At 49.1% G+C, this 21864-nt stretch carries 16 protein-coding genes; 12 read left to right on the plus strand and 4 right to left on the minus strand.

Going from position 1 to position 21864, the window contains the following annotated elements; genetic code table 11:
* Nucleotides 1-60: 60 nt before the first annotated feature.
* Nucleotides 61-2175: a PTS sugar transporter subunit IIC/EAL domain-containing protein gene (locus tag NE473_RS04825; protein ID WP_055649338.1), complete on the minus strand. Its 2115-nt coding sequence runs from the start codon at nt 2173-2175 to the stop codon at nt 61-63.
* Nucleotides 2176-2393: 218 nt separating this feature from the next.
* On the opposite strand from NE473_RS04825, the gene NE473_RS04830 reads away from it, so the two are divergent.
* Nucleotides 2394-3848, plus strand: coding sequence for a DUF362 domain-containing protein (locus tag NE473_RS04830; RefSeq protein ID WP_055649339.1), 1455 nt, complete (start codon nt 2394-2396; stop codon nt 3846-3848).
* A 30-nt stretch (nt 3849-3878) separates the two neighbouring features.
* On the opposite strand, the gene NE473_RS04835 is transcribed toward NE473_RS04830, so the two are convergent.
* Nucleotides 3879-4103 (minus strand): hypothetical protein, encoded by a 225-nt coding sequence (locus NE473_RS04835; RefSeq protein ID WP_055649340.1) that lies wholly within the window; start codon nt 4101-4103, stop codon nt 3879-3881.
* Between the two features lie 192 nt (nt 4104-4295).
* On the opposite strand from NE473_RS04835, the gene NE473_RS04840 reads away from it, so the two are divergent.
* The 5 genes from NE473_RS04840 (at nt 4296) to NE473_RS04860 (ending at nt 8299) form a co-directional block, all read left to right on the plus strand.
* A complete protein-coding gene (locus NE473_RS04840) occupies nt 4296-5318 on the plus strand; it encodes an aromatic acid exporter family protein (RefSeq protein ID WP_022033599.1) in 1023 nt (340 codons plus the stop codon).
* A 157-nt stretch (nt 5319-5475) separates the two neighbouring features.
* Nucleotides 5476-6129 carry a class I SAM-dependent methyltransferase gene (locus NE473_RS04845; protein ID WP_055649341.1) on the plus strand — a complete coding sequence of 218 codons (654 nt, stop codon included), beginning with the start codon at nt 5476-5478 and terminating at the stop codon, nt 6127-6129.
* A 130-nt stretch (nt 6130-6259) separates the two neighbouring features.
* Nucleotides 6260-6538, plus strand: a complete 279-nt coding sequence (locus NE473_RS04850) for a CD3324 family protein (protein WP_006776122.1) — start codon at nt 6260-6262, stop codon at nt 6536-6538.
* Nucleotides 6539-6699: 161 nt separating this feature from the next.
* Nucleotides 6700-7416, plus strand: a complete 717-nt coding sequence (locus NE473_RS04855) for a DUF1062 domain-containing protein (RefSeq protein WP_055649342.1) — start codon at nt 6700-6702, stop codon at nt 7414-7416.
* Between the two features lie 103 nt (nt 7417-7519).
* The gene (locus NE473_RS04860; protein ID WP_006775706.1) at nt 7520-8299 is read left to right on the plus strand and encodes a Uma2 family endonuclease; all 780 of its coding nucleotides are present in this window, start codon (nt 7520-7522) and stop codon (nt 8297-8299) included.
* An 81-nt stretch (nt 8300-8380) separates the two neighbouring features.
* On the opposite strand, the gene NE473_RS04865 is transcribed toward NE473_RS04860, so the two are convergent.
* Together NE473_RS04865 and NE473_RS04870 are read right to left on the minus strand one after the other, a co-directional pair.
* Nucleotides 8381-9988 carry a response regulator transcription factor gene (locus tag NE473_RS04865; RefSeq protein WP_055649343.1) on the minus strand — a complete coding sequence of 536 codons (1608 nt, stop codon included), beginning with the start codon at nt 9986-9988 and terminating at the stop codon, nt 8381-8383.
* A complete protein-coding gene (locus NE473_RS04870; protein WP_022033594.1) occupies nt 9985-11859 on the minus strand; it encodes a sensor histidine kinase in 1875 nt (624 codons plus the stop codon). Before NE473_RS04870 ends, NE473_RS04865 begins: the two co-directional genes overlap by 4 nt.
* Nucleotides 11860-12060: 201 nt before the next feature.
* Between NE473_RS04870 and NE473_RS04875 the strand changes: the two genes are divergently transcribed.
* The 6 genes from NE473_RS04875 (at nt 12061) to NE473_RS04900 (ending at nt 21855) form a co-directional block, all read left to right on the plus strand.
* Entirely contained in the window at nt 12061-12993 is a 933-nt protein-coding gene (locus NE473_RS04875) for an ABC transporter permease subunit (RefSeq protein ID WP_070102759.1), read from the plus strand.
* 15 nt (nt 12994-13008) lie between these two features.
* Entirely contained in the window at nt 13009-13902 is an 894-nt protein-coding gene (locus tag NE473_RS04880; RefSeq protein ID WP_055649345.1) for a carbohydrate ABC transporter permease, read from the plus strand.
* 94 nt (nt 13903-13996) lie between these two features.
* The gene (locus NE473_RS04885) at nt 13997-15724 is read left to right on the plus strand and encodes an extracellular solute-binding protein (protein WP_039892612.1); all 1728 of its coding nucleotides are present in this window, start codon (nt 13997-13999) and stop codon (nt 15722-15724) included.
* 24 nt (nt 15725-15748) lie between these two features.
* A complete protein-coding gene (locus tag NE473_RS04890) occupies nt 15749-17533 on the plus strand; it encodes a glucosidase family protein (protein WP_006775699.1) in 1785 nt (594 codons plus the stop codon).
* An 82-nt stretch (nt 17534-17615) separates the two neighbouring features.
* Complete coding sequence (locus NE473_RS04895; RefSeq protein WP_055649346.1) at nt 17616-20015, plus strand: glycoside hydrolase family 31 protein; 2400 nt, start codon at nt 17616-17618, stop codon at nt 20013-20015.
* A 70-nt stretch (nt 20016-20085) separates the two neighbouring features.
* Nucleotides 20086-21855 (plus strand): glycoside hydrolase family 36 protein, encoded by a 1770-nt coding sequence (locus tag NE473_RS04900; RefSeq protein WP_148509368.1) that lies wholly within the window; start codon nt 20086-20088, stop codon nt 21853-21855.
* Nucleotides 21856-21864 lie beyond the last annotated feature (9 nt).

Below are 21864 nucleotides of genomic sequence, written 5' to 3' on the forward strand. Positions count from 1 at the left end.
GTTTTTATGCCGATTTTCTAACTGTGCAGGCCATTCCCGTTGGAAGCAGGCCGCTTATCATCAGGAACCATGTCCTTTTTCAGGCAGTCTGCTGATATAATCCATGAATTCCTCCAAAGGCAGAGGGCGGCAGTAATAATAGCCCTGATAGATGGAACAGCCAAGCTCTGAGAGAACATTGCGCAGTTCTGCGGTTTCCACAAACTCCGCTACGATCCGGCAGTTTAAATTCCGGGACATTTGAATGATACTGGAGACGATTTCGCGGGATCGTTTATTCGTGAGAAGCTGGGAGACCAGATTGCCGTCCAATTTTACTTCATCGAAGGCATCTTCCTGCAGCTGAAGAAGGGAATTGTGCCCCATTCCAAAGTCATCCAGACTGAATTCCACACCCTGGCTGCGAAGATGCTCCATTTCTATTTTTAAGTGATCCGATATCTCAAGTGCCGCCCGTTCTGTGATTTCGAATACGGGGTGGATATGCTCCGCGGGATACTGCTTAATCAGGGAAAGAGCCATATCGAAAAAACCATCGCTTTTTATCTGCATGGAGGAAACATTGACGGACAGATATGCGTCTTTCTTTAAAAGCCTCTCCATGGTCTGGGCGTCCAGGCAGGCGCGTCTGATCAGATAGCTGCCGAGTTCATCCAAAAATCCATGTTCATAGGCCAGACCTGCCAAAACCGGCGGCGCGATAAATCCTGTGACCGGATGCTTCCAGCGCATGAGGGCCTCCATGCCGTGCAAAGTTCCGTCATGGGATAACTGCGCCTGATAGTATAACTGTACCTGGCCGCGTTTGATGGCATTCTGTAAATCCATGGCGAGGGTTTTGGCGTAGTAATAGCATGGATATTCCGGGGTTAAAAAGCGGGGCGGATTTCCCTGCTTTTCGCCGGAGGCCATATCCGCCTCCATCTGTCGGATCGCCTGCGTAAATTTGCCGGCCTCCAGTTTTTCACTTCGCCGGATAAACGGGATATAGATCATCGTTCCGATGATGAGGTTAAACAGCTGCAGCAGGCTGCCGGCAATGGAACCGGTGGATTTATATCCGCTGAGCAGTACGGGGACAGTCCAATCTACAGACTGAGTCACCGCAGGCACCAGACCGAGGTGGATGGCCAGAGCACTGGTAACCGTCAGCACAACCGGGGTGATGATGAAGGGAACCGCCATAGTAAAGTTAAAGATAATCGGGAAACCGAAGACAGCGATTTCACTGATATTAAACAGTACCGAGGGGAGCGCCACGTGAGCGATCTTCCTGTTGTGACTCTGTCCTGAAGCGATGCAGAGCGCTATGACAAAGCTTAAGGCGGTGCCGCAGCCCCCCAGGAAGACGAAGGTGTCAAGAAACGTCTTCGAAAAGATCTCCGTGGGAAGACTGCCGGCCGTCATCAGGGCCTGATTGATCTCCACATTCTGTTCAAACAACTGTCTGGAAACGGCTTCCAGCGTGTTTGTTCCGTGAATCCCCAAGAACCACAGGACGTGCGTGATAACCACATAAAGCAGGATGCCGAATAAATTCCCGCTGATTCCGTTAAAGAGTTTCAGAAAGAGATAGGAGCCGAAATTCGTAATGTTGCTGTCACTCCAGGTGATGCGGACAAGATACCCTGTTATCGTAAAAAACAGAGTGATAACGATGACGGGGACCAGGCTCTGGATAGAGATATTAAACAGATAATCAGCCCCTGTCGTGTGAAGCCTCTCAAAGCGGCGGCCAAACCTTAAGAGCCGCTGAAACAGGACACAGGCCAGCATGGTAATGCACATGGCTGTAAAGACCCATTCTGCGCTGAAGATATATTCCGTCTGATCCTTAATGCCGCCGCAGAAGGCCAGATAGGAACAGACCGAAACCACAGGATAAAGCAGAAACTGGTCCGTCTCGGCCAGCTGTCCGTAGGAGATGCTGATGGTGACGGTAAGAACCAGGGCCAGAGATCCGAGGCTGATGGTGTAAATGGTATTTAAGAGCTGGGCAGCAGTGCCGTGAAGCCAGGATGTAAGAAAAACCTGATAACTGTCAATGGGAAAATTATTCAGAAGCAGAGAAAAGGATCCCATAATCAGGAATGGGATGGCAAGCGTCAGCCCGTGGCGTATGGAACGGGCAAAGATAGAAATCTGAAACCGTGATAGTATTTTTCGAAAACTCATGGTAACTCCTTAAAGCCGGAGGCGGTAATGGAATCCAATGGTTGTAGTTGCTGTTTCCTACATTATACACGAATCAGTTTGAGAAGTCATTCCAAAATTACGGCGGTTTTGATTAAAATAATCGGATGATGCAACTTTGATGCATACCCACTGTAGAATCGATACTGACACATTTCGACAAAACAGGGAAATGCAGCATAGAGAAAAGGGGATCATCGATGAAGAAACTATGGATCTATATGGCAATGCCAATGACACTTTTAAACGGCTGCCAGATTCACCCGGCAGAAGCAGTCCCCGCGGTGAATACGGTGGCAGAACGAAAATCAGAGCAGGGGCAGATGGTGCATTTAGAGCAGACCGTGCCGGGGTACCAGCCGGATACAGCTGTGCAAACCGTCAAAGAAGCCGTTTTTCATGGTTCCACCGTCACGATTGCCAAATCGCAGAAAGCAAAAGCGGCCGATCTTACGGAATCAGAAATCGAGGCTATGGTGAGGACGGCTGCATCCGATTTAAAAGACATTGTCAAAAACGGACAGACCGTGGTACTGAAGCCCAATCTGGTTCAGATGATTGTGGATTCCACAGGGGAACTGCTGGATCAGGAGGTCAATGGGGTTACGGCGGACTGGCGCGTTACAAAGGCTGTCTTAAAAATGGTAAGGGAGTTCAATCCGGATGGAAAGGTCTATATCATGGAGGGCTCGGCGACAGGGCCGACCCGAGAGGTTATGAATTATTTCCATTATACGCCGGATTATATGGAAGGTGTGGATTCGTTTATCTGCCTGGAGGAAGACTGCGGGGCATGGCAGGATTTTGATGCGCCGGAGGTAGTAAAGGTGGAACTTCCGGAGGGCCTGCTTCATAAATCCTATTACTTTAACCGGATTCTGTATGAGGCGGACGTTGTCATCAGTATTCCTGCGCTTAAGACTTCTTCGGGAGTGGTAGTGACGGGCGGAATCAAAAATGTGAGTATTGGTACTCCGCCGGGAAATCTGTACGGTATGGCGCCTGACAATCCCAGCAAGGCGGCTATGGTCTCCCACAAGATCACGGACGGTGAGCTGGACCGATGGATTTACGACTATTATATGGCCAGACCGGTGGACTATGTGATTGTGGATGGCCTTCAGGGCTTTCAGAGCGGTCCGGTCCCCATGTCTCACGAGCGGAAAGAGACCGATAAAATGAACATGGGCGTTATCATGGGAGGAAGCGATGCGGTGGCGGTCGATACCATCTGTTCTCTGGTAACCGGCTGGGATCCTGAGAGCGTCGGTTATCTGAATCTTCTGCGGGAACATACGGAAGCGGGGGAACTGGAAAATATCCGGGTAAAGGGAGCATACGTCGATGAACTGAGAAAGAAATTTACAATCAGGAAGCCGGAGCTGGGCGGTATACAGCTGGAAGCCGGAACTGGGCCGTCTCTGGAGGCCCGAGCGGAAAAGAACGGAGACCAGCTGGAGCTTCACTATAAGACAGGGGAAAATGCCTGCAAGGCAGAACTCTTTGTGGATGGGCTCTTTCAGTATTCCGAAGAAGCGGTCTCTGACGGCAGAATCCAGTTAAACATCCCCGGACTGTCTGCCGGAACACATGAGGTGCAGATCGTCGTTTACGACCGTTTCCTGAATAAGACATCGAAGGCGATGGAATTATAGGATCACGGCCTCAGCGAGGCTCAAAATGTATCAGATCAGTTCGTGAATCCGGCGGATCAGTTCCAAATCCTCTTTTTTCAGCTTCAGGTTGGAGTTCAGTACCGTTCCATCCGGAGCGGTCACGCGGATATCGATTACAGTGCCCTCGGTCAGAGCACGTCCACGGACTGCCTTTAAGAAGGCGGGGAATTTGGGGTGGCGTATTTTAAATGAAGTCCATTCTTCCTTCAACTGCATAAGTGCTGCGAAATTCATGGGAGTTTCAGTTCCTTTCTGATGTTGTCAGTAGCTTTGGCATAAATTTTACAGAGAAAATCCTAACACAGAAAAAAAGTTCGGTCAAGGAGAACTTTTGGTGAAACAAACCTTGTATTTATTTCCGTGATCGGTAATAATGATAGGAAATGGAACCGAAACTGATTCACACCGTCAGGAGGAAATGTATTTGTGAAGAAACCGGATTATGGAAAGGTTATGAAAATTGCCGCAGGCGCAGGCCTGGCTATGATTCTGGCAGAGCGTCTGGGATTGAATTACAGCGCGTCCGCCGGAGTTATCACACTTTTGAGCATTCAGGACACAAAGAAGGAGACCATCCGGGTAGTGGTCCGGCGGCTTCTGTCGTTTGTCCTGGCAATGGTTATTTCTGCGGCATGCTTTTCCGCTTTTGGCTACGGACCGGCAGCTGTCTCTGTCTTTCTGCTGATGTTTTCCACGGTCTGCATGGCGTTTGGGATGCAGGAGGGAATTTCTGTAAACACTGTTTTGATGACGCATTTTCTGGCAGAGCGTTCGATGAATGCGGTGAATATTGGGAACGAGCTGGGCCTTCTGGTTACAGGAGCCGGGATCGGAGTGCTGCTCAATCTCTATATTCCGGGAAAAGAGCGCGTGATCCGAATGAGCCAGCGCCAGATCGAGGGCCGTATGAAGGAGATTCTGTGGAATATGGCAAAACAGCTGACTGCTGCGGATCAGGAAAGGTCAAACATGCCTTCAGATCAGCCGCCGCTGACTTCCCGTCTGACGGAGCTTGATGAAACCCTGAAACAGGGGGAGAAAAGTGCATACGAGGATATGGAGAATAAGCTTCTCAGCGATACGAGGTATTATCTCCGTTATATGAACATGAGAAGAACCCAGGCGTTTGTACTGGGACGGATTGAGGCGGAGATGAGCCATCTGAAGGAACTGCCCTCCCAGGCGCGTCCCATTGCGGAATTGATGGAGCGGATCAGTGTAAGCTTTCATGAGTATAACAACGCGGTAGAACTGCTTGCCTCACTGGACCGTGTAACGTGCTCCATGCGGGAGCAGCCCCTTCCGGAGTCCCGGGAAGAATTTGAAAGCCGCGCGGTATTATTTCAGATTCTGCTGGAGCTGGAGCAGTTTCTGGAAATAAAGAAAAAATTTGTGGAGGAGCTGTCGGCAGAGGAGATAGGAAAATTTTGGAAGGAGAACGCCTGTTGACACCGGAATCAAATTTCTGTATACTCGACACAGCGGCCCGGTGTTAATGCCGGGCTTAAAGTTGTTTCTGCCGGAAACTTGAGGTTTTTTTCCAGCGCGCTTCAGAGTATACTGGAGAAGAAGACGGCACGGAAGCCGGCGCCGGGAGGTGGACAACATGGACCGATTGGAGAAGATGGCGGATTTCTTTACAGCCAGGATCGACAGCTATGACAATCATATGATCAATGAGGTGGAAGGGTGCAGAGAAGGCTATTTGAAAATGGCAGAACTCATACCGGATGAGACGGAGACGCTTCTCGATTTGGGGTGCGGAACCGGACTGGAGTTAGAGGCAATATGGACCAGAAAACCGGAGATTTCCGTTACCGGAATTGATCTGACTCCTGCGATGTTGGACAGACTGAAGAAAAAATATTCCAACCGGGACGTAACTTTGATTGAGGCTGACTACATGGCATATGAACTGGGAACGGAGCGGTATGACGCCGCTGTTTCTTTTCAGACCCTGCATCACTTTACCCATGAGGAGAAACTGGCTCTGTACAGGAAACTGCGTAAGGCATTGAAAGCCGGCGGCTGTTATATTGAGTGTGACTACATGGCAGAAACACAGGAGCAGGAGGACTATTTCTTTGCGGAGAAAGAGCGTCTGGAGAAAGAACAGAACCTTGTGAAAGGGGAGTATTACCACTTTGACACGCCGTGTACGATGGATCATCAGAAACGTCTGTTAAAGCAGGCTGGTTTTTCAAGTGTGGAAGTGGTATGGAGACAGGAGAACACAACCATCCTGTATGCAAAAAGATAGAGAGGAGGCCGGTTCTTTATGATGAAAGAGGTTAAGACTGCATAGCAACAGGTCTATGCAGTGAAAGAAAATATGAGTAATTGTATAGCCTTTGCTATTCCTGACAGTAAATTATGTTTAGGAGGCAGCGATGCGCTATCGGAAAGCAACGGAGATTCTGCCGGAGGAACTGGTGGAAGCAATCCAGAAATATATGGATGGTGGATACGTCTATATCCCCAGAAAAGAAGAGAATAAGAAAAAGTGGGGCGAGGAGACCTCCTTTCGGAGAGAACTCAAGACCCGCAACGAAGAGATTTATCGCAGATATCTGGATGGATTCGGTGTAAAGACGCTGGCGGAGGAGTACTTCCTTTCGGAAAAGAGCATTCAGAGAATTATCTTGTCAGAGAAAAATAAAATAAAATAATGATAGAAAAGCGATGTGCCGGATTATGGCATATCGTTTTTTTTGCGTCCTGTCTATATGCCGCATCCTTTCGGCAGAACCGTTGATGAGGTATGCCTTTGTCCACAACCATGCTAGTATTGCCTTGCATAAAGATTAGAGTGGTTTCTGGAGGCAATGTGATGCGAGACAATATTAAAAACATAAATAATTCAAACACAGGTTTAGAAACAATCAGAAAAGAACGCTGGAGAATTACTCCGGAGGCCGTTCCCACCGTAAGACGAAATTGTTCTAAATGCAAAGAAAAACGTGAATTTATAAACAGTATGAAATTCCGTGTAAATACAAATGGAAAGAATGTGGATGTATGGCTGATCTATCGCTGTGAAAAATGCAGTACTACCTGGAATATGAGTATATACGAACGGACTCCGGTGAGTTCGGTTTTGCAGGAAGAGTATGCCGGATTCCTTGAGAATGACCGCACGCTGGCAGAAGCTTACGGACGGAGAATGGATTTGTTTGTGAAGAACAGAGCGGAAGCTGTGATACCGGAGGGCGGATACCGGACAGAGGTGGAAGCGGACGGTAATGCGGATGAGAACAGTGAGGTGGTTAAGAACGGCTTCCGGCTGATTGAACTGGTGGTTCCGTTTCCTGTGACGCTTAGGCTGGACGGTCTGATCGCTGATCGTCTGGGCGTATCGAGAAGCATGGTGAAACGGTGGTGCAGTCAGGGAATTATGGTGAAACTGGATGAACATGAGATGGTATGGAAAAAAGAAGAGAAACTCTGCAGAGAAAAGGTCAGGAATGGAATGCGGATCGGAATCGGGACTGACCTGCCGGTTTCAGAGACAGGGGCTGTGCCGCAGGCGGTGAAAGATTCAATATGATAAAATATGGGGGAATAAAATTACCGTATTATATTAGATGAATTGACCATAAAAGGTAATTGTGGTATAATGGAGGAAACAAAACTGCGAAAGGAGAACAGCCATGATGGATCTGGAAAAGATGAAAAAGAGAAAGAAAGAGCTGGGAATAACAAATCAGGAACTTTCTGAGCGGTCCGGTGTGCCGCTGGGGACCGTGAATAAGATATTCAGCGGTGCCACGAAGTCGCCGCAGTACGATACGATTCTTGCTCTGGAGACAGTTTTGGGGATGACATTTTACCGCGATGAGGATGGCCCTTATGTCAGCAGCGTGCATGAGGAGGCCCTGGAGTATTCGGTTCATGGCCGATATACCCTGGAGGACTACTATGCGCTTCCGGATCATGTCAGAGCCGAGCTGATTGACGGAACGTTCTATTATATGTCATCTCCAGGCCTTGTTCATCAGAAGCTTATTGGAGAACTGTATTTTCAATTCAAAGAGTATATCAGGCGAAAGGCCGGACCCTGTGAGGTATTTCTGTCCCCGTTTGATGTGTTTCTGGACTCGGATGATAAGACTGTGGTGCAGCCGGATCTGATGATTATCTGCGACCAGACCCGTGTGGAATCGAAAGGTGTAGCCGGAGCCCCTGATTTCGTCATGGAAATCATATCCCAGAGCACGGGAAAAAAAGATTATTCTATCAAGTTAAATAAATACTGGTCCGCCGGAGTGCGTGAATACTGGATCGTTGATCCGTTAAAGGGACGCATCCTGACATACTGTTTTAACGATGGGGATATGGATATGAAGATATATGGGATGCACGATACGGTTCCGGTGGGAATTTATGAAGATTTGTCGATTGATTTTGGAGAATTTTCTTTTTTGGTGTAATTTGGTTTTAGGCGCGGCGGGAGATCCCCTGGGCCGGGTTCTGAAGGATACCGCCGCGCGGAGTGCGTGTGTGAACGCCTTCTAAAAAGAATGTTCATGTTTCCGAAACTCTGAGGGAGTGACACCTGTGTAGTCTTTAAAAAGTTTGCAGAAGTATTTTACGTTGGGTATCCCCACAGCTTCTGATATTTCGTACAGCTTCTGATTGGAATTCAACAGAAGCTGTTTCGATTTTTCAATCCGCACATTTTGAAGATAATTGATCAGATTCATGCCAGTCTTCTTTTTAAACAGAGAACTGAAATAGCTGCTGTTCATGGAGATGAGGTCGGAGATCATACTTAAGTCCAGATCCAGGTAATAATTTTGCTCCATATAGGCGATAGCCTGGTCCACCGGAGAGGAAGCCATGTGGGCGGCGGGGGCGGTTCCTTCTTTTTTCAGTTTCCAGTAATCCAACAGCCGGGCATAAAACATATCCGTTAAGTCTTCCAGGGAACTGCACACTGTCATGGACTCGGAAACGGAGAAGGCGATCCGGTAAGCGGTGTCCGGTTCGAGGCCGTCTTTGGCAGACTGAACGGCAAAGAATTCCTCCAGCCTGTCGAGACATTCGCAGACATAGCCGGGAGAGGAGTCCTCTATATGTGTAATGTGGTGGATAAAGCTGTAAAAGTTCTGGCGCAGATCAAACTGGCTGTTTCCAATGAAGTAGTGATACAGGGTTTCAATCATAGTCAGGGGAACTGCAGGAATTTTTGTCTCCGCAGCTCTCTGGCATTTCGGATCGAATATCACAGCTTCAGGCTGAAAGAGACGGCAGTGCAGCAGCATACAGGCTTCCTGATACAGATCGGGAAGTGCTTCCTCTGAGACTTGTGCGCGGCTGATGGAGAGACAGATCCGCAGTCCGTGTTTCTGTCCGTATTCCCGGATCTCTGTTTCTGCTTTCTTCCATATCTTCTGACTGTAACCGGGCTCCATGCGGGAAAAGTTTATAAGCAGACATTTATAAACAGATAAGATATCCGCCTGATAAACAGTGTAATACGGTGTAAACAGGGAGGCGATCCACATAAAATGGTTTTTATAGTCGATCGAGGGTTCGCCGGAAGAAACAGCAGACGTAATCCTGATGCAGAGAACTTCCATATATTCTTCCGGAAATACGATTGAGTAGTGGGAGAGATAACGTCCGATCTCTCCGGCCGGATAACGTCCGGACAGGATGTTTCCCAGCAGCAGTTCCTGGAAACGGTCCAGCTTTTTTTCATAGGTGTGAATCCGTTCCGTCAGCTCCAGACGGAGTGACTGCTGCTCTTTCAGCTGTTCCACTACCCGGGTGAGCACTTCTTTTATCTCATTTTTGGTACTGGGTTTTAATAAATAGTCTTTGACACCGTATTTCAGGGCCGTTCGGGCGTACTCAAAGTCGCTGTAGCCGCTCAGAATGATAAATTGCCCTTCCGGCAGCAGTTTCTGACTCTCACGGATAAACGTCAGGCCATCCATAAGAGGCATTTTAATATCTGTCATGATGATGTCGGGAGTGTATTCCCGGCAGAGACGCAGCCCCTCTTCTCCGTCGCCGGCTTCATAGATGTGTTCAAAATCCATCTCCAGCTTTCGCAGTGTGACGATCAGTCCTTTTCTTATGATATCTTCATCTTCTACGATTAATAGTGTCATAACATACTCCGTTCCTTAAGAAAATTTTCTTCCTGCTCCTTCGTCGGAATCGAGACGGGCAGGGAAATCGTGTTACAGGCACCGCCTAAGTCCGAAGCGGAAAAGGTGAAGGAATAGCGGTCCCTGTAAAGCAGAAACAGCCGCAGATTCACGTTGAGAAGGCCAATACTTTTTCCGGAACGGGAAGTCTCCCCTTCCCTGAATGGGTCCGGGGCCGGTCCGATCTCCAGTGTTTCCGTGGACTTTTTCATGGCGTCAGTGAGCGCCTGCTGCTGTTCCCCGCTGATTCCCATTCCGTTGTCCTCGATCTGAATGATGATGTTTGAGCCGTCCCTGTAGATGGAAACCTTTATGATCAGCTCATTCAGCTTATTTTCGAATCCGTGGACGAAGGAATTTTCAATAATGGGCTGAATAATAAAATTGGGAATTTCAAAGCGAAGCAGATCGTCAGGGACCGTTAAAAGCAGGGTGACGCGGTTGTTCAGCAGTAAATTCTGGATATTGATATAGTCGTGTATGATCTGCAGTTCGTGTTCCAGCGTGCATCGATAGCTGGCAGGGGAAATATTATAACGCATCAGATTGCCCAGGGCGGCAATGCTGTCGGAAAAATCGTCCAGGTCGTGGATGATGGCGATCATTTTGAACGTATCCAGGATATTGAATAAAAAATGAGGATTGATCTGAGCCTGGAGGGCAGACAGTTCCGTCTCCTTCTGGAGCATCCGGGCCTTGTATACACGGTTGATCAGTTCGTTTATCTTGTATGACATATAGTTAATGTCAGTAGCCAGCTGATCGATCTCATCTTCCCCGTTTACCGGGATGGAGACGTGGAAATCGCCTTCCTGAATCTTATGTACGGCGTCAATAATTGTGTTGATTTTCCGGATCAGCAGTGTGGATAAAAGGTAGGAGAGCAGTACGATGCCGATGGCCGCTGCTAAGATTACCAGTGCAAAAGACTGCTGCGCTTTTAAAACCGGCCCGACGATCTCAGCATTGGGAACAGCGCAGAGAATCCAGCTGTCCAGAGCATCGATTTTCCGAAGCGACAGCAGATACTCAGTCTGTTCCAGAGAGACGAGGACAGGGCTGTCGGCAGGGCCGGACAGATAGCCGCCTTCTGTAAGACTCTGTTCCAGAGCTTCGCGGAAAGCGGCGGTAACCGTTGACGGAAGGTCGGAGATAACTTTTCCATCTCTGTTGACGGCTGCCACAAAACCGGACTCCATGGCCGGTATGGCTTTCATGTCTTCGAAAAATACAGAGGGCTTTATGCAGACCTCAAGAAAGTTATTGGCAGTCAGAAGAGGGTAGAACAGGGAATAGACCATCTGATCTTCCACGCCGTATCCAAAACTGTAGCTGCGGTTTTGATGATATGGCTCCAGATAATAGCCCTTATCAAAAACAGACTGCTCCATCTCCTGCATCCACGGCTCTGAACGGTAATCATCATAGTGGTGGAGATACTGGGTATCCGGAATCGAAGGATTGTTCGTGAAAAAGTGGTAATAGGATACTTCCGGGCTGGAGGCCTCCAGCCATGAGAGCAGGGGAGAAATATCGTTGTTCAAAATCTCGATTAATTCCAGGTCACCGTAAAATTTGGGTACGAAAAACTTGTTGATGACCGTGTTGGTGGAGACTAAATAAGAGACATTTCTTATTTTTTCAATTTTGGAATTGATGGTACTCAGTTCCTGCTCCAGTCTCTGATCGATGGCGCTCACCGCATTTTCCCGGACTGGCTTAACGATAGATTGATACAGAAGGATAAGACAGAGGATAAGCGGGAAGGAGACAAGGACAAGATAACAGAGAATCAGCTTTGATTTATAATGCATTTTTTTGATTATTTCCATTTGTAAGACCTCCAGAGTACGGTTGGTGTGTGAAAACAACTATATTTATTGTACTATTTCCAAAAAACGTGTACTTATTTCATAAATTCCATGTGATATACTGTATTTGCAAACGGAAATGTTCCCAGTAATCAATTATATAGCGTTTTTTTAGTTTTGCAAAGGGAAAAACAACAGGTGGAGGAGGTTTGGTATGTGTCTATGAAAAAGTTACCGAAAAAAAAGAGATGGGGAAAGAGGCAGTTTCAGCTGCAGTTGATGGTGATACCTGCCATGATATTCTTTTTTATTTTTTCCTATATCCCTGTGATGGGACTGGGAAATGCCTTTTTGGATTATTCGCTGACCGATGGATTTTTCGGCCATGCATTTGCCGGAATGAAGTATTTTAAGGAACTGTTCTCCAGCGAGAGCTTTTATCTCGCCATGAAAAACACTCTGGGAATGAGCTTTTTAAAATTCTTCTTTACCTTTACATCGCCGCTTCTGCTGGCTCTCATTATCAATGAGGTACCGTTCAAGTGGCTGAAGAAGGCGACCCAGACAGGAAGCTATTTACCGCATTTTTTGTCCTATGTCATAGTAGCGACTCTCTGGATCGTGTTTCTGGACAGTAAGGGGCTGATCAATGATATTCTGATGAGACTGCATATCACAGATATGCCCATCGAATTTCTGGCAGATTCCAAGTATTTCTGGTGGATCGGCGTGTGGATCGACTGCTGGCAGGAGAGCGGCTGGAATGCGATTATTTATCTGGCGGCCATTGCGGGCATTAACCAGGATATTTATGAGGCGGCAGCTGTGGACGGCGCCGGCCGTTTGAAACGGATCACACAGATCACGCTGCCGTCTATCGCATGGACGGCAGGGGTCCTTTTCGTTATGAACTGCGGAAACTTACTGAGCGGCGGGCCGGTGGCTTCCAACTTCAACCAGTCGTATCTGCTGGGAAACGCCTTTAATTATTCGAAATCCTATGTAATACAGAAATTCATAGTCGATGAAGGTTTAAACCAGCTGAGATTTTCCTTTGCGGCAGCCGGGAATCTGATCCTTTCTGTGCTCTCGGTAACGCTTCTTCTGACCGCCAACAAAATATCAAAAAAAGTATTTGGAAAGAGCGTCTTTTAACGGGAGGGTGATGATATGCTACGTATGAAATTAGGAAGATCAAGAGAGGACAGAATCATTAATGTCGTTACCGCCGTATTATGTATTCTTGTTCTGATTGTGACGGTATATCCGGTTTATTACTGTCTGATCTATTCATTTAACGATGGCAGGGATGCGGCCAGGCAGGCGCTTTACTTCTGGCCCAGGAAGTTCTCTCTGGAAAATTACAAGATTGTTTTCCAGAATAAGGCGATCTATCCTGCCTTCCTTATGACAATGCTCAGGAGTATTGTAGGAACGGTTCTGGCTGTTTTTTGTATGGCGATGGCTGCTTACGGATTGTCAAAGGATCATTTAAAGGGGCGGAAGGTCTATATGATTATGGGTGTCATAACGCTGTACTTTTCAGCCGGAGTGGTGCAGTCCTATCTCCTTTACCGGGAGATGCATCTGCTGGATTCCTTCTGGGTCTATATCCTGCCTAATATTTTTCAGTTTTATTATATTATTCTGTTTATATCGTTTTTTAAGGAACTGCCGGCGGCTCTGGAAGAGTCCGCACAGATGGACGGAGCGGGATATTTTACGATTCTGTTTAAGATTATAATTCCGCTGTCAACGCCGGTTATCGCCACGGTATCGCTGTTCGTAGGGGTATGGCACTGGAATGATTGGTTCCACCCTGCATTCTTTATTCAGAATGAGAGCCTGATGACACTTCCGGCTGTTCTGATGCGTGCCATGTCTCTGGCTGAGGCACAGCAGACTTTGCAGAAGATGATCGCAGTGCCGTCGGAGAGCAGTACCACCATGGAATCGGTCCGTTACGCGATGCTGATCGTATCGATTCTGCCGGTAACCATTATTTATCCGTTTGTTCAGAAGTTCTTCCTGAAAGGAATGATGCTGGGAGCGGTGAAAGAATAAGCGTACCCATTCAGCAGCACGAAAACAAGAAGAAGCACGAAAACAAGAAGATGCGCGGCTGAAGAGCTGCGAATAAAAAAAGGAGAGAGGGAATATGAGAAAGTTCAGACGTGTATTATCATGCATGGTATGCTCCGCTATGATTGCGGGTATGCTGGGAGGCTGCGGGGGCGGCCAGAGTACGGTGAAGGAGACCACAGGGGAGACTGCTGCGGAAACAGAAAAGGCGGAATCAGAGCCGCAGACACAGGCGCCGGAGGCAGCCGTGTCAGATTTCCAGTCTGAGATGGACTGGGAAAGGATCGGCTGGCAGGCGGATCCGGAGGATCTGGAATGGAAGGAAGACACCTCGCCCATAGAATTAGGGTATTACGCCAACTTTTCCTGGTTTTCACTGGACTGGAATGATGCTACGGCAGAGCGTGTGACCGCCAAGACCGGTGTTGATTTAAACTTTATGAAACCGGTTGTAGACGACGGACAGAAGTTAAATATGATGATTGCCGGCAATCAGCTGCCTGATATTCTGACACTGGATAAAAATGATGCAGCTTTAAAGAAAATGGCCGAAGCGGGGATGCTGTGGTCACTCGACGAGCTGATTGATCAGTATGCGCCGAAAATGCGTGAAATTCTGCCAAAGGAGATCTTAAGCAATTATCAGATGGCGGATGGAAAGACGTATCAGTTTACGACATGGATTCAGGGTGAGGCATGGCAGAAGGCCGCAAGAGAGTACGATCAGATTGTGGGTACCAACCAGCCGGTCATGACGGTCAGAAAAGACTATTATGATGAGATTGGCCGTCCGGAGATTAAGAATATGGCCGACTTTATCGCTGCCGTTAAGCAGATGAAGGAAAACCACCCGGATAAAATAGGCTTTTATCCCGCTGACGGAAGTATGTCCGCCGATGAGTTCGGAAAGAGCGCGAAGCTTTCCCACTATGGTATCCAGATGGGATTGAGCACCGACTTTGCAGAGAAGGACGGGGGGATCCAGTGGGTGGTTCGTGACGACAAGTTTAAGGAACCGATGAAGTATTTAAACGAGATGTATCTCGAAGGTATTCTGACAAAAGATCCCTTTATTGACACAAAGGATGTGGGAAAAGCTAAAATTGAGCAGGGCGATGTGATCTCCTACTGCTGGACGATCTCCGACGGCGAGAAGGTACCTGGAGACAACCCGGAAACTACTTATGAGATTCTGCCTCCCTTCGAGACATACGGACAGATCAGAACGGGAGCCGGCTGGCTGGCGACCGTGATTCCGAAGACCTGCAAGAACCCTGAGAGAGCGATCCGTTTCCTGGAATATCTGGCCTCTGTAGAGGGACACAGCGATGTATCATGGGGAATTGAAGGCGATACCTATCAGGATCCGGTGGCAGGCGCGCAATGGCATATGGTAGACGGGAAACCGGTTCTGCTGGAAGAGTATGTGAAGGATAAAAATGCGGACTGGGGCGGCGTTGCCTCCAGAAACGGCCTGGGTGAGTACTGGATTGCCTGCAATGAGCTGTTGTGGAATCTGCCATGGTGGAACGATCAGGATGAGAGAATGAATAAATTCAACGAACAGTTCGGAAAGTATGTGGAATTCCGTCCGGAACTGGACATTCAGGATCCGTCTCCGGAATCGGAAGAGGGAATTATCAGACAGAAAGCATTCAGCCTCCTTCAGCAGTATTCTGTGAAGATGATTTTTACAGAGGACTTCGAGTCGGTTTATCAGGAATTTATTCAGAAGATCGATGAGCTTGGCATGAATAAGGTGGAAGCTTACTGGACAGAAGAATACAAGAATAAGACGAAATAAGAATAAGACAAAATAAGAGGGATTATGACAGAGAAAAAAATTTCGTACGGCGGAATCAGACCAATTGTTTACTGCGTCAGCAGAGAAGAGGGAGAGCCGTATCTGATACATAATTATGACGGTGCGGTGGAATTTCCGCCTGTTGCCCGGTGCTTTATCCTGCCCTTAAACGGGCAGGGGGAGTACCGGTCTTATGAGGCAGAAGCATCCGAGGCGTTTTTTATCCGCATAAGCGCAGATGAGACGGAGGTAACTGTTTCGGCGGGGGAAGGCGGCGCATTTTCTGAACCGGTATGGAAGGAATTTGACGGCCCGCCGCGCTGTGATGTCATGGGCAATACCATGGAGCTGGACTTTGAGAACGGAGGCATTTTCCTGGATACCTATTACCATTTCTACTGGGAAACACTTCTGCCCTCCGTGGTGGAACGGACGAGAGCAAAATCATATTCCGACAGCGACGGCTACGTGGTGAGTACGCTTCAGAAAGGCGCTTACGCGGGAACCTACCCGGATGTAGACCATGAGTTCCAGATTAAGGGACGCCTTGCCATGGCCGATGAACTGGATCTGGCAGTGGTAAAGCGGATGATGGAGCTGCAGCTTAAGATGATGGCGGAGGATCCGGAGCAGGCGTTTCGTGATCCCTGCGCCATCCAGCCGAACGGGGCCAGAGAGTATCATGTCAGGCGGAACAGCCTGGACAATTCGGAGAACGCGGAAATGTTCCTTGTAACCGGGAACATCGAAATTATTGAATCAGCTTTCTTTTATTACTCAGCCGTGAGAGACCGGGCCTGGCTTGGCGATCATATGGAGGGGCTGGAACAATCACTCTCTCTTGTGGAGAGCTGTATTGACCGTCAGGGAAGGCTGTGGTCCGACGTTTATTACGAGGATCAGGTGATCAAGGATGGCCGGGAATGCATGGCTCAGGCGCTGGCGGCCAGGTCCTTTGAACTCATGGCTCAGCTGGAGGAGGTCTTAAAGCGGGATCGGCAGGCGGAGCATTACCGGACGGTATCGAAGATACTCGGGAAGGCGCTTGTGGAATCGCTTCCGGCCGGTTTCTGGGATGCTTCGAAGAACCGGTTTGTCGACTGGGTAGACAGAAACTCAGTACCCCATGACCATATCCATCTTCTGGCTAATGAGCTTCCCTCGCTGTTCCATTATACGAAACCGGAACAGGAGGACGGCGTGGACCGTCTGATGGAGGAATGCTTCCTGGAGTTTCAGCGTTTTCCCAGCTTTGTATCCGCTCAAATTGCAGATTATACGGAGGCAGAGATCGGTTCGGGAGGACCGTATGATCTCTGTGCGGCGGGAAGATACTGGTGCTGGGATTTCGAATACTGGAGAGAGAAGGGAAGAAGCGATATTCTGGAACAGCAGCTGTTAGCGGTCTGCCGTCAGGCCAGGACAGACGAATACCGGATGGGGGAACGGTATGATATGAATTACGTTTACTATCTCAGTGAGAAGAACTGGCATGGCGCGGCCCATTATTATGAATATCCATGCGTGTTTATCTGGAATCTGATCGCCGGATACGCGGGAGTGCGGTTTGGCCTTCAGGCCGATCTGGAGATAGAACCGATGCTTGCCGGAGACGGAAGAGTGAGGCTTGAAAATCCACAGTACGCTATCGAATATGAAGTGGGAGAAAATACCATTTTCGTGAAAAATCTGCTTGCTCAGGAACGGCTGCTGCTGGTAAAATGGAGAGGTGAGGAACGGCTGGTGAAAATCAAGGAAAATGGAACCTGGTCATATACGTGCGGCGATGGGAACAATCCTGAATCATAGCAGTACTGCATCAGGTATAATAAAAGGATAGAAGGAAAGCTGTACAGATGTCTGTACGGCTTTTCTGAAATAAGGAGATCACATGGTAAGAGATATAAAAAGATATGGAAATCCGGCAGGCAGGGAGAGTGCCTTCATACAGGGACCGGACTATCGTTTCACCGTATTGACATCCTCTCTGATTCGTATGGAATACAACGAAAAGGGGAACTTTGAAGACCGGGCCACACAGATTGTAATGAACCGGGATTTTCAGGTCCCGGAATTTGATGTTATAAAGGAGAATGGTATCCTTACGATTACTACGGAATTTTTACAGGTGAAGTACCGGGGAGGGAAATTTGCTGAAGAGGGATTAAGTATTCGTACGATTTTAAATCAGGAGACGGGGGAAAACCGTTTATGGCGCTGGGGCGATGAGATTAAGGATCTGGGAGGAACCGCGCGCACTCTGGACGAGGTGGATGGCGCGATTTCGCTGGAACACGGAATGATTTCTAAAGACGGCTGTACTCTGATTGATGACAGCGCTTCCATGGTCATTACAGAGGACGGCTGGGTCACTCCGCGCGGGGGAGACGGACTGGATGTCTACTTCTTCGGATACGGCCGCCGTTACCAGGAATGTATCCGCGATTTTTACAGGCTGTGTGGAAATATGCCTCTGCTTCCGCGGTGGGCTCTTGGAAACTGGTGGAGCCGATACCATAAATATACAGAAGAAGAATATAAGAGACTGATGGTACGCTTTCAACGGGAGAGGATACCTTTTTCCGTGGCAGTCATCGATATGGACTGGCATCTGGTGGATATTCCGGCGAAATACGGTTCCGGGTGGACTGGATATACCTGGAATAAGGAGCTGTTCCCTGATCCGCCTGAATTTCTGGCGTGGCTCCATGAACAGGGACTTAAGGTAACGTTAAACGTCCATCCGGCGGATGGAGTGCGGGCTCATGAGGAGGCATATCCGAGAATGGCCGAAGCTCTGGGAATCGATCCGGACAGCGAAAAAACGGTGGAGTTCGATGTGACTGACCGCAGGTTTCTGGAGGCCTATTTCGATGTACTGCATCATCCAATGGAAGGGGAAGGCGTCGATTTCTGGTGGGTGGACTGGCAACAGGGAAAGAAAACCAGAATTCCCGGCCTGGATCCCCTATGGATGCTGAACCATTACCACTATCTGGACAGTACGCAGAAGGGAGGGGCCGGTCTTACATTTTCCCGGTATGCGGGAATTGGGAGTCACCGGTACCCGGTTGGTTTTTCGGGAGACACCATCATAAGCTGGGAAAGTCTTCGGTTTCAGCCGTATTTTACGGCCTCGGCAAGCAATGTGGGGTATGGCTGGTGGAGTCATGATATCGGAGGGCACATGATGGGGGCCAGGGACGATGAACTGGCAGTGCGCTGGGTACAGCTCGGTGTATTTTCACCAATTAACCGGCTTCACAGTACCTCCAATCCATTCAGCGGAAAGGAGCCCTGGAATTTCAATAAGAGGGCCGAGATGATTATGAAAGACTTTTTGCGGCTGCGCCATGAACTTATTCCCTATCTCCATACGGCGAACCGCCGGGCCAGTTTAGAGGGCTGTCCTCTGATTCGGCCTCTGTACTGGGAGGAGCCGGAACAGAAGGAGGCATATGAGTTTCCTAATGAATACTATTTTGGCTCGGAGCTGTTAGTCATCCCCATCACGGAGAGGCTGGATCGCGAGGCGGATTTAGCGGGAGCGAAGGCCTGGATTCCGGAGGGGCTCTGGTTTGATTACCAGAATTCACGGATCTATCAGGGTGGGAAACAGATGACTCTCTACCGTACCCTGGAACAGATGCCGGTGCTTGCAAAAGCCGGTGCCATCATCCCCAGAAGCCTTGACGGGAAGGGCAGTACAGAAAACCCGGACTGTATGGCGGTCGATATATTTCCGGGTGCAGACGGCTGTTTTACTATATGGGAGGATGACGGAAGGACAGACGGGGATACGGTTGAAAGATGGGTATCTACGCGTCTTGTTCTGGAGTGGGGCTCCTCTGTCCGTTTCGCAGTCAGCGGCGCCGAAGGAAATCGGAGCGCAATTCCACAACGGCGTTCATGGAAGCTGAATTTCCGCAATGTGGAATTTGCAGATTCAGGATTTGCCGTTCCGGCAGTGATAATCGGAGGATCGCGGACGGATGCGGCCCTGTCCTATGATGAGGCAAGCAAAATTCTGACGCTGGAGCTTTCAGAGATTCCAACTGAAAAAAACATAGAAGTGTGCTTTGAAACCGGCATGCGGGTCGCTGCTGCAGACCGGGGGGCTCAGGCCTATGAAATTTTAAACAGAGCACAGATTTCTTATGATAAGAAGGAAGCAATGTTCGAAGCAGTTAAGAAACAGAGAGGGGACGCGCTGCTGACAATTCTGAGTATGGAGGAAAATACGACGCTGACAGGGGCGCTGGCAGAAATTATGTCTGATCCGCTTCCGTGAGGAACCAGTGTCTCCAGGCTGAATGTGTTCTGTACAGATATGAAATAAGCGAACCGAAAGGAGAAGAAAAATGGAGCGTATTTTAAACTACGGTGAATATGAGGTGTTTTCAGAGGCGGCGGCTTCCTGTACCGCGTCGGTAATGGAAAAGGGAGAGGGACGGGCCGTCACGGAGTTTTGTTTCCGGTCGGATTGTGTTTCGGAAAAGGGGAGTGCCGTAGAAATCCGTTATTCCTTTCCAATTCTCGATATCTGCGGACGGTGGCATCCCAACTGCCGCGCCGACCGGGCGCTGAAGGCGGACTGGGAACTGCCGGCGGCGTCCATGACGGCCGTGTCTGCCCCGGTCGTATGTTTTTTCAATTCGGAAAGCAGGAACAGGCACACGATCGCAGCTTCGGAGCTGTGCCAGGAAGTGGATATAAATGCCGGAGTGCACGAGGAAGATGGACGGATGGCGGTTAAAATCCAGTTCGTACTGAGTGCGCAGAAGATGAGTGAGGGATATTCTTTCCGGCTGTGGGAGTCACAGGAAAATATTCCATACTGGGATACGCTGAATCAGGTGAGACAGTGGTGGGAAGATGGGATGCCCCCTGTCATGGAAGTGCCGGAAGAAGCCAGAGAGCCGGTGTACTCGTTCTGGTATTCCTGGCATCAGGATATTAACGCATCGGTTGTCGAGGAGGAAGCCGCGCGAGCGGCAGAAATGGGATTTGATACAATCATCGTGGACGACGGCTGGCAGACCGGGGATAATAACCGCGGATACGCATTCTGCGGGGACTGGGCTCCTGAGCCGGGAAAATTTCCGGATTTTCCGGAGCACATACGGCGGGTTCACGCTATGGGCATAAAGTACATGCTGTGGTTTTCCGTGCCGTTTGTGGGAAAGAACACTGGCTGCTGGGACCGCTTCTCCGATAAACTGCTCTGTTACGATGAGCGGCAGAGGGCCGGGGTACTGGATCTTCGTTATCAAGAGGTGCGGGAGTATTTACTGGCAGTCTATATAAAAGCTGTCCGGGAATGGGATTTGGATGGACTGAAACTGGATTTCATCGATGAGTTCTATATGAGAGAGGAAACTCCCGTGTGGCGGGCTGGTATGGACTACAGGGATATCCAGGAGGCGCTGGACGTGTTTATGACCGCTGTCAGGGAGACGCTGCGAAGGGAAAAGGAGAGTCTTCTGATTGAATTCCGGCAGCGTTATATCGGGCCGAACATGCGCCGGTATGGAAACATGTTCCGTGTGGCGGACTGTCCGTGTTCCCCGGTGACTAACCGGGTTGGCTGTGTGGATTTGCGGCTTCTGTGCGGAGACAGCGCAGTCCATTCGGATATGCTGATGTGGAACCGGGGAGAGCGGCCGGAGGAGGCCGCCATGCAGGTGTTAAGCTGTCTGTTCGGCGTTCCGCAGATATCGGTCCGCCTGGCGGATATAGATGACGGAATGGCAGAGATGCTCCGGTTCTGGCTGAATTTCATGAGACAGCACAGAACACTGCTCCAGATGACCGTGATCCGTGCGAAAGAGCCGGAAAACCTCTATCCGGAGGTGAGTGTGGAAAATGAGACGGAGGAGATTCTGGTTCACTATTCCGCGGGAAGGGTAATCCGGCCAGCAAAAGGAAAGAAAATCTGCAGCTGCGTAAACGCCCTGCACGCACAGGAACAGATCCTCATCCTGGATCCGGTCAGGCCGGTAACCATTACGGTTAAGGACTGCCGTGGGAATACAGTGGAGTCTATGGAACTGAATGGGACAGATAACAGGATACAGGATCTCATCCGCCTCTCCATGCCTGCCTGCGGCCTGTGTGAGCTGCGCTGGTAACTGGTGCAG

Origin of the sequence: Hungatella sp. SL.1.14, from assembly GCF_024460495.1 — a bacterium.
GTDB classification, from domain to species: domain Bacteria; phylum Bacillota; class Clostridia; order Lachnospirales; family Lachnospiraceae; genus Hungatella; species Hungatella hathewayi.